This window comes from Lentzea indica, assembly GCF_012184385.1.
Taxonomy (GTDB): Bacteria; Actinomycetota; Actinomycetes; order Mycobacteriales; family Pseudonocardiaceae; genus Lentzea; species Lentzea indica.
The window spans coordinates 24,693-36,285 of record NZ_VSRL01000037.1; the positions used below are offsets into that span (position 1 = coordinate 24,693).

Consider the following 11,593-nt stretch of genomic DNA (forward strand, 5'->3'; position numbering starts at 1 on the left):
AAAGACTGAGGCCTTCCCGGTACTTTTCCCGGTACGAGTCCCGGTTCCCTTTCGGCTAGGAGGCTGTGTGGCCACGCTCAAGGACGTCGCCCGCCTGGCGGGCGTCTCGGTGAAGACCGTGTCGAACGTGGTCAACGGCTACTCGTTCGTCAAACCCGACAACCGCCGCCGCGTCGAGGAGGCACTGGAGGCGACCGGCTACCGCCCCAACCTCGGCGCCCGCAACCTGCGCCGCGGCCGCACCGGCTTCATCGCCCTGGTCCTGCCGGAGCTCTCCATCCCCTACTTCGCCGAGCTGACGGGCCTCGTCATCGCCGCGGCCCAGGAACACGAGTGGAACGTGCTCATCGAGCAGACCTTCGGCACCCTGTCCGGCGAACGCTCGGCCTTGGCGTCGCTCGGCCCGCACCTGGTGGATGCCGCGATCTTGAGCCCGGAAGCGTTGCAGGTGGACGACTTCCAGCTGACCGTCCCCTCCGTGATGCTGGGCGAGCACGCCGTGGACGTCCCGATCTCGCGCGTCGGCATCGACAACGTGGCAGCGGCCCAGGCCGCGGTCCGCCACCTGATTTCGTTGGGCCGCAAGCGAATCGCCGCGATCGGCGCCCACCCTCACCGCGGCACCGCCGCCCTGCGCCTGGAGGGCTACCGCGCGGCACTGGCCGAAGCCGGTCTGCCGTTCGTTGAGGAGCTGGTCGTACCGGCTCTGAACTACCACCGCGCCGACGGTGCCGCCGCGATGAAGTCGTTGCTGGACCTGCGCACCCCGCCCGACGCCGTGTTCTGCTTCAACGACCTGCTGGCCATCGGCGCGATGCGAACAGCCGCCGAACGTTTCGTGCGAGTGCCCCACGACCTTGCCGTGGTGGGCTTCGACAACAACGAGGAAAGCGTCTACAGCTCCCCGTCCCTGACTTCGATCGCCCCCGACAAGGCCGCCATCGCCTCCGCCGCCGTGGACCTGCTGCAACGCCGCGCCGGCCAGCCGGACCTGGCGCTCGAGGACGTGCAGACCCCGTTCTCTTTGCAGGTGAGGGAAAGTACCGTGGCCCGATGACGGTGACGTTCGGTCCGGACCACATCGTTTTCGCCGGCTACGAGTTCCCGTGGGCCAGCGTGCACCCGCACGGTGTCCTCACCGCCTCTCGCATCCGCGACTGCTACGTGGAGGTGGGCCCGCTGGAGATCCGCACCGTGTCGGGCGAGACGTTGTTCCTGTCGTGGGACGACAAGCCAGGCCTGGCCGAGTTCTGCCGGCGTCACGACATCCCGGTGGTGAGTCGGCTCGACGTCTGGGGCAACCTGTTCGAGCCGTTCCTCGACACCGAGTTCTCCTCCTCCGAGCAGTCGGCGACGGACGCGCGGTTGCGGGCCGTTGGGCTGTCTCAATCGTCGATCGACACCATTCGTCAACGGCTCACGCCGTTGATGCACTCGTACAACTTCGACAGCATGCTGTGGGAGTGGGGTCATCTCGGCCTGTACGAACTGCTCAAGGCGTTGAACGGTCACCTCGTCGATCCCGCTTTGCCTGCGGCGTTGGGGGATTTGGGCGAGGTCTATCGGTGGGCTATGGAGATCGCTGACTACGGGCGTGCGAAGGCGTTGTAGGTCACGACAACGGGCACGTGGCCACGTCATTTGGCCTGGGCAAGGTCGCCGACTCCGGCGGCGCCACCCCGTCCAGCCACCGCTCCAGAGCAACGAACGCCGAACGATGACAAGGCGCCAACGGCCGCAACCGATCCGGATAGGCGTCCACGAGCCCGTCGACGTGCGTGCCCTGCTCGATCCGGTAGTACCGGTGCAACCGGTCAGGCGTCATCGCGGCGTACACGTCCGAATCCTGGCTGATCGGGAGCAGCACGTCGTACGTCCCGTGCACCGTGATCAGCGGCCGTTTCACCTTGCCCGTCAAGTCGATCCGCGAAACCAACGGACCGGCTATGCGACGTCGCTCGGCATAGGAGTAGTCCGCGTCGCAGGCGGGCGTTCCCGAAGCGCAGAACGGCACGCCGGCTTCCAAGGCGCCGTCGAACGCCGGATCGAACTCCTCGCGGTAGATCCGCTGGGTGAGGTCCCAGTAGTAGCGGTAGTGGTAGTCCCACAAGAATTCCGTGCCGCCAGGAAAGCCTGCCGCGACCATCGCCGCGTGAGCCCCAGGATCGCCGGCGAGATGAGCCGGGTACGCGCGGAGCACGGGAGGCAGGAACGTCAACGGGTTCGGGCCGTCGACCGTCCACAGTGTCCCTTCCCAGTCGACGCCGCCGTCGTAGAGGTGCGGGCGGTTCTCCAGCTGCCATCGCACGAGGTAGCCGCCGTTGGAGATGCCGGTGGCGATCGTCCGGCGCGGGGCGCGGCCGTAGCGTTGGGCGGCAACGGAACGGGCCGCGACGGTGAGCTGCGTGAAGCGGTGGTTCCACTCCTCCATCGCGCGGCCGTCGCGGTAGAACTGGACGCCGGTGTTGCCCTTGTCGGTGGACGCGAAGGCGTAGCCGCGGGAGAGGACCCAGTCGGAGATGGCGCGGTCGTTGGCGTACTGCTCGCGCACGCCCGGCGCGCCGGTCACGACCAGGCCGCCGTTCCAGTGGTCCGGCAGCCTGAGCACGAACTGCGAGTCGTGCCAGCCGTGATTGGTGTTGGTGCGGGACGTGTCCGGGAAGTAGCCGTCGATCTGGATTCCGGGAACGGCGGCGGGCACGGGCAACGCGGCGCTCGTGAGGCCCGCCCAGTCGGCCGGGTCGGTGTGGCCGGTGGCCACGAGGCCGGTCGTGGTGAGGTCGGCCAGGCGGGCGACCTGCTGATGTTCGGCGCCGGGCACCGTCACCCCCGACGTCGGCGGGGTCAGCGAGAGTACGAGTACCAGCGGGAGCAACATAGCTGGTCAAGCTAGTGACGGCGGCCCCTCGGCGACATGGTCGCGTCCCACACAAGGCCGGCTTTGAAGGTGGTGAAGCCGAACAGGTCCAGGACGCGGCGCACCTGGGGCTGGAGGCGGTGCAGGTCGAACGACTTGCCGTTGTAGTGCGCGGCGCACAGCAGGAGCAGGAGGCTGCGCAGGCCGCTCGCGGACAGGAAGGTCACCTCGGCCAGGTCGATGGACACGCGGTCGGTGGCGGTGTCGGTGACGCCGGGCAGCACCGCGGCGAAGAACAGGTCGCAGGTCGTCACGTCCATCTCGCCCCGGCAGGTGGCCACGAAGCGGGTGCCCGAACGCTGCGTCCGCACGGCGAACGGGCTGGACTCACAGGCGGTCATAGGACCTCACATCGGAGAACGGGACTTCACCTCACCGCACCGCGACACCGAGCGATAGCAGCGGAAGCGAACGCGCTACCGGGAAAGCGAAGCGCCTCAGCCTGACCGCAGGGTCTGCGACGGCAACACCCCGTAGGCCGCGCGGTAATGCGCGGCGAATACACCCGGACGGGCGTAACCCCACCGGGCGGCGATCGCCGTGACTGACCCGTTCGCAGTACGCAGGTCGGCATCAGCGCAGGAGAGTCGCACGCGTCGGAGATACGCCATCGGCGTCATGTCGAGGTGACGGCGGAACGCGAGCTGTATCGCGCGGATGGACACGTGCGCGGCGTGCGCGATGTCGGCGGCGGTGACGTCCTTCGCGGCGTTGTCCTCTATGAACGCGATAGCGCGCCGCACGGTCTGAGGATGCGCATCACGACGATCCGCAACCGCTTCGTTGAGAGTGTTGTTCGGGAACGCAGCGAGCGTGGTGGCCACGAGCAGGCGCGTCGCATTCGCCACTACCAGCGGATGCTCCTCGAACAGAGGAAGTACCTCGTCACGCAGGTGCAGACACGTCGATCGCCACGCAGCAGCAGCACGCGGTGAGATCGGGCGACAACCCTCGAACCGGACGTTGTCGGCAACTTCGTCCACCACCGCCTGGCTCAACACGATCGCCGACGCCTCGGGGTCCTCGATCGCCGCCACCAACGGCCGATCAGGCGGCGCGCTGAGAAACACGTCCCCAGGCAACCAGACCCGGTCCTCACCGTCAGAACTGTGGCGGACCCGCCCGGACTCCACGTACCCGAACACGTAGTTGTGCAACGGCTCAGCAGTGGCCTTGAACCCGATGCGCCCGCCGACCCGGTCGAACCGGACCCGCCCGAACATCCGCGAGGTCATCCTCATCAGCGACCGGTCACGGCCGCCGTCGAGGCGAATCCGGCCGTAAGCCGCGCTGAGCACCTCGTGTGCCGCGGCCAAGTCAGTCACTTCGACGACCTGCTCCACGTGCTGCACGATCCTCGCCCGTTCCGGCGATGTCCATCGCCAGGACGGTCGTTTCCTCTGACACGGTCCAGCGCCCGGAGGACGTCTTGGCCGGGAAGGCGTTGCAGGCAGGCGGAACGTTCTCGAACCCTGCAGAGCGTTCCGCCGCCATCAACTCACTAGGCCCGGACGAGCGAAGCCAGTGCCGTCTGACCCTGCTGGTTCGGGTGGAACACGGCCTCCGGCCCCTCCTGGCCCGGTGCCAGCGCGTCGAACCCACGCAGGAACGGGGTTCCCGCCTCGCACAGGGCGTGGCCCTCGAACGTGCCGGGGCGGGAGAACGGGCTGGTGTAGGTGGCGAAGACGCCCTTGCGGAACGCCGCGGTCACGGCGGAGCGAAGCGTGGCGTCGAGGCCGTCGGCCACCCTGTTGCCCTCGCGGCGTTCCGCGGTGGTGAGGATGCCTTCGCCGCAGATCGGGTCGAGGGTCGCACCGGGAGGGTTGTCCGAAGTGGACACCTGGCGGCCGTAGCCCACGAGGACGATGCGCGCGTTCGGGCTGCGCTTGTCGATCTCGGTGAGCAGGGCCGTGACGTTGCGGCCCATCTGCGGCAGCTTCGCCAGAATCGCCTCGGTCGGGGCGCCGGTGCAGTCCGCCTGGATGCACGTGCCGCCGTAGGCCGCGTAGTCGATGTCGTTGGTGCCGACGGTGAGCAGCACGAGGCTGGTGTCGCGCTTCAACGCGTCGAGCTGGGCAGGGCGGTCCTTGAACGGGACGGCGAAGTCGGCGGTGGCGGCGCCGCTGCAGCTCACGTTCGCGAACGAGCCGAGCCTGCCCGCGGCGCGCAGGCGGGCGGCCACCTGTTCGCCGTAGGAGTTGTTGCTGCGCCAGCAGTTGCCGGCGGTTCCGTCCTGATAGGCGCCCGCTCCCGTGCCGGACGCGTAGGAGTCGCCGAGCACCACGAGCGACGTGGAAGCCGTGGCGTTCGCCGTGGGAGCGATGCCAAGAGCAGCCAGCACTGCGGTGAGGACAACGATCGTTCTTTTCACAGAACCCCCAATGTTGATGTTGTTCCGTCACCATCCTGCACCAAGCACCACATCGCGCGCCGCCAAACGAGATACCGTGGCCGGATGAAGGCGGCACTGGTGATCGTCGACGTGCAAGAGGTGCTGATCCCGGTCGTGTGGCGGGGAACAGAGCTCGCGGACCGGATCGCCGTGCTCGCGACCAAAGCGCGTGACCGTGGAGTGCCGGTCGTCGCGCTGCAACAGGTCGGCGGCGAGATGTTCGACCCTGCGAAGCCGGGAACGCGGCTCGCCGGGCGTCTCCGGCTCCAGCCCTCGGACACCGTGATCCAGAAGACCGCGACGGACGGTTTCTACCGCAGCGACCTCGAAGCCTTCCTCAGGAGCCAGAACGTCGACACCATCGTGCTGACCGGAGTGGCCACCGACTACTGCGTCGACGCGACCGCGCGGTCAGCCGTGAGCCACGGGTTCGACGTGGTGCTGGTCGAGGACGGGCACGCGCCGGTCCGCCACGGCGATGAGGAGGCCGGGCTCAGCGCCGAGCAGATCATCGCGCGGCACAACCGGCTCCTCCGCACCGCCGTCCACCCTGGAGGAACGATCCAGTTGCGACCGGCGACCCAAGTATTTGACTGAAAGTCAACAAAACCCCCTGACGTGACGTTCGATGGATGACACGATCCGCCGAACGGTTCGTCTCTTAGGGGGAATATGGGAACCTCAGGCAGACCCTGGCGTAGCGCCGGGGCACTCGTCGCTGCGCTCGTCGCAGGTCTCGCGGTGGTACCTGGCACCGCGAACGCCGCCCAGCAACCGAGCAGGGCCACGCTCACGCCTGCTGAATGGGTCACCACGGACTCCAAGCAGCCGTACAAGTCGATCACGACCGGAGACGCCCGCGTAGGGGCCTGGCGTGACGACAAGCACCACATCGGCAAGTCCTACTTCACGTTCGACATCACACGGTTCAAGAGCACGCAGCTGTTCACGGCATCGCTGCGCACGCCGGAGAAGGCCGCGAACGACTGCACGAAGCCGCGTTCGACGCAGCTGTGGGTCGTGAAGCCGCAGGACAACATCACCTGGGCGCACCAGCCGTGGGAGATCACGAACGTCGCCCCCACCGCGAACGAGGACTGCGTCTCGCCGTGGGTCACCTGGAACGTCGCCGAGCCGATCAAGAAGGCGCTCGAGCGAGGCAAGACGGAGATCACGTTCGCGCTCCGGATCGCCGAGCAGTTCCAAGGCAAGGTCGAGTACGGCCGCACCTACGACTCCGCGGCGGTGCTGAGCACGACGTTCAACACGCCGCCCGGTGTCCCGACCGATCTGAAGGTCGGGAACGGAACCTGTGACGCCGCAACGAACTTCCACTACGAAGCGCAGCCGGCGGTGTCGGCGATCGTGCACGACGCCGACGGCACGTACGGACTGGAAGGACGGCTCGCGTTCTGGCCCGTCGCCACACCGGAGCAGCGCGTCGAGACCGGACCGCTGTTGGCAGGCAACGGTTCCGTGAGCGGCTGGTTCCCCGCCGGCATGGTCGTGGACGGTGGCGTCTACGCGTTCGCCGCTCGCACCGAGGACGGCTTCGTCAACTCCGCGTGGTCCGCGCCGTGCCAGTTCACCGCCGACTTCACCCCGCCCGCCACGACGCCGGCGATCTCGTCGACGACCTACCGCGAGAACGGTGGCCCGCCCGGTGACGGCGGTCAGGGTCTTGCGGGTGACTTCACCTTCGACGCCAAGGGCGACAAGGACATCATCGCGTTCGAGTACAGCGGGCTGGGCATCGGCAGCGGCCGGGTCAACGCGGACGCGCCCGGCGGCAAGGCCACGATCACCGTCACGCCGGCCACGGACGGGCCGGTGGTCCATCTCGGTGAAGGGCATCGACAGGGCCGGTCACCGTTCGCCTGGCGCGGACTACCGGTACTGGGTGCGCACGACCGCGCCGTCCGTGCAGCTTCCGCTCTTCGAGATCGGCTTGCCGCGCGAGATCGTGTTCACCGCCAACCAGGACGGCGCATCGCAGTTCGTCTACAAGATCGACGACGGCGCGGAGCAGACCGTGCCCGTCGGCGAGGACCGCACGGGACGCAAGACGCTGTCCTTCCTCGAACCGGGCCAGGACAGGCACGACCTCAAGGTCTGGACCGTCAACGCCGCCGGAGCGAAGTCCGGCACCTCGCAGCGATCCTTCACGGTCAACCAACTGCGGCCGTGGGTGGACGTCGACCCGTGGGACGGGCTCGTCGGCGAGAAGCGCACGTTCACCGTGACGCCGAACCGGACCGGTGTCGTGTCCTACGTGTACAAGGTCGGTGACGAAGCCGAGAAGCAGCTGCCCGCCAACGCGGACGGGTCGCTGACGTTCGAGTACACGCCCACGAGGAAGGGCGACTTCATCGTGCGGGTGGCCAGCCTCAACGCCGCCGGCGTGCGCTCGGGCTGGGGCGAGACCGAGATCCTCGCCGAGGCTCCGGCACCGGAAGTGACGAGCAACGACTACAAGTACGAACCGGGCGGCGCACCTGGCCAGGCCGGCACGTTCACGTTCTCGTCGCCGCGGCTGCCGGTCGTGTCGTACAAGTACAACTTCGACGACGAGCCGTGGCAGACCACCACGGGCACGCAGGTCCAGTGGACGCCCAAGAAGCCGGGTCACCACTACCTGCACGTGCGCGGTGTGACCGCGGACGGTGAGGAAACCGACGAACGGTCGTACCTTTTTCAGGTGAAGCCTGCGCTTCCCACCGTGACGAGCCCGCAGTTCCCGGACGGCGGCCCCGTGACGGCACGGCCGGGTGAACCGATCGAGTTCGTGGTGACGCCGACGTTGCCGGGTTCGCACGAGGTCCTGTGGAGCATTTCGTGGGGCCAGACGCAGGTCGCACCTGTCGGTGAGGACGGCAAGGCCCGATTCACACACACGGTGTCGTCCAGCTCGTCGTTCTACCTGACCGTGTCGAGCAGGACGCCTGATGGCGTCGTGTCCGGCACCGTCGAGCGTTCGTACTTCGTGCCGCAGCAGTGAGGTGACGGTGGCCCGCCGGCGAACACCGGCGGGCCACCGGTCTCACACCGCCGCGAGAACCGCCGCGATCTCCTCCAGCAACGGGGTCTTGCGGGGGTTGGGCAGGAACGAGGCCAGCACGGCGTTCTCCGCCAGCCTCGCCACATCGGCGTGTCCGAGATCGAGCGCCGTGGCCACCGCCAGGTACTCACCTTCCAGCGTGGCACCGAAGAACGGCGGGTCGTCGGTGTTCAAGGTGACCACCACACCGCCGTCGAGCATCTGGCGCACGGGATGCGCCCCGATCGACGCCACCTGCTGCGTGCGGACGTTCGACGTCGGGCACACCTCCAGCGGAATCCCTTTCAGCGCAAGGTGTTCCAGCAGGGCCGGATCCTCTACGCAGCTCGTGCCGTGCCCGATCCGCTCAGCCTTGAGATCCCGCAGCGCGGACCAGATGGTCTCAGGGCCGCTGGTCTCCCCCGCGTGCGGCACGCAATGAAGTCCCGCATCCCTTGCGGCGTCGAAGAAGGGCGCGAACTGGGCGCGGCCGACGCCGGCCTCGGGACCGCCGAGACCGAAAGAGACCAAGCCCTCCGGACGGTTCAACGCGAACGCCAGTGTCTCTCGCGCAGCGGGAAGACCTTTCTCGCCCGGAATGTCGAAGCACCAGGCCAGCTCGACGCCGATGCCCGCAGCGATCGCCCGGCCGGATTCGAGCCCCGCAAGGACTTCGTCCCCCGGCATACCGTCGGTCATGTGGTTGTAGGGCGTCACGGTGACCTCGGCGTACCGGACGTTCTGCCGGGCCAGCTCGCGAGCCAGGCCGACGACGAGGGTGTGGATGTCGTCGCGGCCCTTCAGCATCGACTGCACCGCCCAGTACACCTTCAGGAAGTGGTCGAAGTCCCGGAACGTGTAGAAGCGCTCCAGCTCGTCCCGGTCGGCCGGCACCCCGGCCTCCGGGTGACGGCGAGCGAGCTCCAGAACGGTGTCGATGCCGGCCGAGCCGACGAGGTGGACGTGCAGCTCCACCTTGGGCAGTGCGCGGATGAACGAGTGCATGGCAAAGCTCCCTGAGAAAGCGGTGAAGGGTGTCGGGAAGAGAACAGGCGACTCAGGGAGCGAGGTCGCCGCGTTCGGTGTCAGCGCCGTAGAGCGGCAGCTTGAAGTCCGGCACGAACGTCAACGTAGCAGTGGGCGGACGGACCAGCACAGCGAATTCACGAGTCCAGGACGTCGGCGACGCACGCCAGGTAGAGCTTCAAGGCGACCCGCGCGTCGCGCACCTTCAACCCGGCCTCCTCGATCTTGCCCAGCCGGTAGATCAACGTGTTGCGGTGGATGCTCAACGCCGCCGCGGCCCGCACCAGGTTGAACCCGCTCTCGCACCACTCCACGATCGTCAGCCGCAGCACCGGCCAGTCGGGCTGCTCCCGCAACGACCCGATCAACGCCCGCACCAGCCGTGAACGTGCACCGGAAGCCGCGACGAGCTCGTGCACCCGCAGATCGTCGATGTGCACGACCCGTGGCGAGCCCGGCAACCTGGCCGCGAGGTACCGCGCGGTCGAGGCGTCCACATAGGAATCGTGCAGCGCTGGCACTCCGCAGGCACGCCCGCCCACGCCGACCGAGCACTCCGGATCGATCGGCGGAATCGAGCCGTTGTCCTTGTGCAGAACCACAAAACGCCCGGAGCCACCTCGCCCGATCACGTCCTGCGGATCGTCGAAGGCCTTCCGCAACCGTCGCAGCACCGACGCGGGTTCGGCCGAGGTCTCCACGACCACCGCGACGCGCGGCAGCCGCAGATCGTAGCCGAGATCGTCGCCGCGCAACGTCAGCATCCCCGGATCCGCCGTCGCCGGGTCGAAGTGCGCCACGTCGCGCAGCAGGTCCTCGACGGCCTTCTCGCGGAACAGCCGGGACGACAGGAGAACGGACTCGCGCAGCAGGATCTCGGTCTGGTTGCGCACCAACCGGCCGAAGCGTTCGACCTGGTCCGGCGAACCGGTGATGCCGACGGTGCCGACCGCCTCGCCGTTCAGAACGAGCGGCAGGGTGATGCCGGGTTCGACGCCCGACAGGCGGCGCGCGGCCTCCGGGTCGTGGCTCATCGCCCGCACCTGCCGCACGACCTCGACGGACGCCTCGTGGAACGACCCGACGCGGCCGGGATCGCCGCTGCCGATCACGACACCGTCGCGATCCGTGATCAGCACGTTGAACCCGATGATCGCGCTCGTGTCGGCCGCGATCTCCTGAGCGATCGATCCGGTCAGCACGTACGAATCGTACGACCACAGCAGGTCAATTGCGGCTAAGTTCCGGTCAAGGCGTCCAGTGACCTTAGGCCAATGCGGGCTTACGGTGTGTCCCACCTCATAGCCAGTAAGGACGTGTGCCATGACGAGAACCGCTGTGCTCGCCCTGGTCGCCGGACTCGCGTTGGCCGCGTGCTCGTCCGGCGCGGCCACGAACTCGGAGCTGGGCACCATCGAACCGGGCGTGCTGAAGGTCGCCATCCAGCCCTACGCGCCCTACACCGACTACAAGGACCGCCAGCTGACCGGGCTGGACAGCGAGATCCTCACCGCTGTCGCGGCCAGGCTGAACCTGAAGGTGCAGCCCGAGGTCACCGACTTCGCGGGCATGCTCGCCGGCGTCCAGTCGCAACGGGTCGACATCACCATCGGCGGCGTCGCGTGGTCGGCGGACCGGCAGAAACAGGGCCTGTTCACCGACCCGCCCTACTACTCGCCGCCGGCGATGGCGGTGAAGTCCGGCAAGACCTACCGGACCGTGCCCGACCTCGAGGGGCTGCGGCTCGGCACGGTCGAGGGCTATGTGTGGGTGAAGTCGATCCAGGCGGTGCCGGGCGCGAAGCTGCAGGCCTACCCGGACGGCAACGGCGTGATCGACGACCTCGGCGCAGGACGGGCGGACGTCGGGTTCCTCGATCCGCTGATCATCATCGCCGCCCAGAAGGCACGGCCGGACCTCGGGCTCCAGACGCAGTACCTGACGCCGCCGACCGATGCCGACGTCAAGGCCAAGCCGGAGTACGAGTACTTCCGCTCCTACATGACGAGCTTCTACCTGCCCAAGCAGGCGACCGCACTGGAAGCGGCCATCTCCAAGGAGATCCGCGCCATGTACGCGAGCGGCGAGATGACCAAGCTCGTGCAGAAGTACGGCGGCGAACCGGAGCAGTTCCTCAAGCCTGCCGCGCACATCGCACCGCTGCGCCGCGGCGTCGACCGGCCAGCGGACTGGGCTCCGCCGACCATCTGAGGGGACGCAC

The 11,593-nt window shown here is 68.0% G+C and carries 12 protein-coding genes; 6 read left to right on the plus strand and 6 right to left on the minus strand.

Annotation, left to right across the window (positions count from 1 at the left end):
* Positions 1 to 67: 67 nt before the first annotated feature.
* On the plus strand, positions 68 to 1,057 hold the full coding sequence (locus FXN61_RS13300) for a LacI family DNA-binding transcriptional regulator (protein ID WP_167973739.1): 990 nt from the start codon (positions 68 to 70) through the stop codon (positions 1,055 to 1,057).
* On the plus strand, positions 1,054 to 1,611 hold the full coding sequence (locus tag FXN61_RS13305) for a hypothetical protein (protein ID WP_167973741.1): 558 nt from the start codon (positions 1,054 to 1,056) through the stop codon (positions 1,609 to 1,611). Before FXN61_RS13300 ends, FXN61_RS13305 begins: the two co-directional genes overlap by 4 nt.
* Position 1,612: 1 nt before the next feature.
* On the opposite strand, the gene FXN61_RS13310 is transcribed toward FXN61_RS13305, so the two are convergent.
* From FXN61_RS13310 to FXN61_RS13325, 4 genes are all read right to left on the minus strand, one after another.
* Positions 1,613 to 2,878, minus strand: a complete 1,266-nt coding sequence (locus FXN61_RS13310) for a prolyl oligopeptidase family serine peptidase (protein WP_167973743.1) — start codon at positions 2,876 to 2,878, stop codon at positions 1,613 to 1,615.
* 11 nt (positions 2,879 to 2,889) lie between these two features.
* Positions 2,890 to 3,258: an STAS domain-containing protein gene (locus tag FXN61_RS13315; protein WP_167973745.1), complete on the minus strand. Its 369-nt coding sequence runs from the start codon at positions 3,256 to 3,258 to the stop codon at positions 2,890 to 2,892.
* A 96-nt stretch (positions 3,259 to 3,354) separates the two neighbouring features.
* Positions 3,355 to 4,242: an AraC family transcriptional regulator gene (locus FXN61_RS13320; protein ID WP_167973747.1), complete on the minus strand. Its 888-nt coding sequence runs from the start codon at positions 4,240 to 4,242 to the stop codon at positions 3,355 to 3,357.
* A gap of 176 nt (positions 4,243 to 4,418) precedes the next feature.
* Positions 4,419 to 5,258 (minus strand): SGNH/GDSL hydrolase family protein, encoded by an 840-nt coding sequence (locus tag FXN61_RS13325; RefSeq protein WP_167973749.1) that lies wholly within the window; start codon positions 5,256 to 5,258, stop codon positions 4,419 to 4,421.
* A gap of 114 nt (positions 5,259 to 5,372) precedes the next feature.
* Here FXN61_RS13325 and FXN61_RS13330 point away from each other — a divergent pair, with 114 nt between their 5' ends.
* From FXN61_RS13330 to FXN61_RS13340, 3 genes are all read left to right on the plus strand, one after another.
* Positions 5,373 to 5,906 (plus strand): isochorismatase family protein, encoded by a 534-nt coding sequence (locus FXN61_RS13330; RefSeq protein ID WP_188135003.1) that lies wholly within the window; start codon positions 5,373 to 5,375, stop codon positions 5,904 to 5,906.
* A gap of 144 nt (positions 5,907 to 6,050) precedes the next feature.
* Positions 6,051 to 7,598 carry a hypothetical protein gene (locus tag FXN61_RS13335; RefSeq protein WP_167973751.1) on the plus strand — a complete coding sequence of 516 codons (1,548 nt, stop codon included), beginning with the start codon at positions 6,051 to 6,053 and terminating at the stop codon, positions 7,596 to 7,598.
* Complete coding sequence (locus FXN61_RS13340; RefSeq protein ID WP_167973753.1) at positions 7,498 to 8,307, plus strand: PKD domain-containing protein; 810 nt, start codon at positions 7,498 to 7,500, stop codon at positions 8,305 to 8,307. Before FXN61_RS13335 ends, FXN61_RS13340 begins: the two co-directional genes overlap by 101 nt.
* A gap of 42 nt (positions 8,308 to 8,349) precedes the next feature.
* Here FXN61_RS13340 and add read toward each other — a convergent pair whose 3' ends face one another.
* Positions 8,350 to 9,351, minus strand: a complete 1,002-nt coding sequence (gene add, locus FXN61_RS13345; RefSeq protein ID WP_167973755.1) for an adenosine deaminase — start codon at positions 9,349 to 9,351, stop codon at positions 8,350 to 8,352.
* A gap of 158 nt (positions 9,352 to 9,509) precedes the next feature.
* The gene (locus FXN61_RS13350) at positions 9,510 to 10,574 is read right to left on the minus strand and encodes a CdaR family transcriptional regulator (RefSeq protein WP_223165417.1); all 1,065 of its coding nucleotides are present in this window, start codon (positions 10,572 to 10,574) and stop codon (positions 9,510 to 9,512) included.
* A gap of 121 nt (positions 10,575 to 10,695) precedes the next feature.
* Here FXN61_RS13350 and FXN61_RS13355 point away from each other — a divergent pair, with 121 nt between their 5' ends.
* Positions 10,696 to 11,583: a substrate-binding periplasmic protein gene (locus FXN61_RS13355; protein ID WP_167973759.1), complete on the plus strand. Its 888-nt coding sequence runs from the start codon at positions 10,696 to 10,698 to the stop codon at positions 11,581 to 11,583.
* The last annotated feature ends 10 nt before the right edge of the window (positions 11,584 to 11,593 follow it).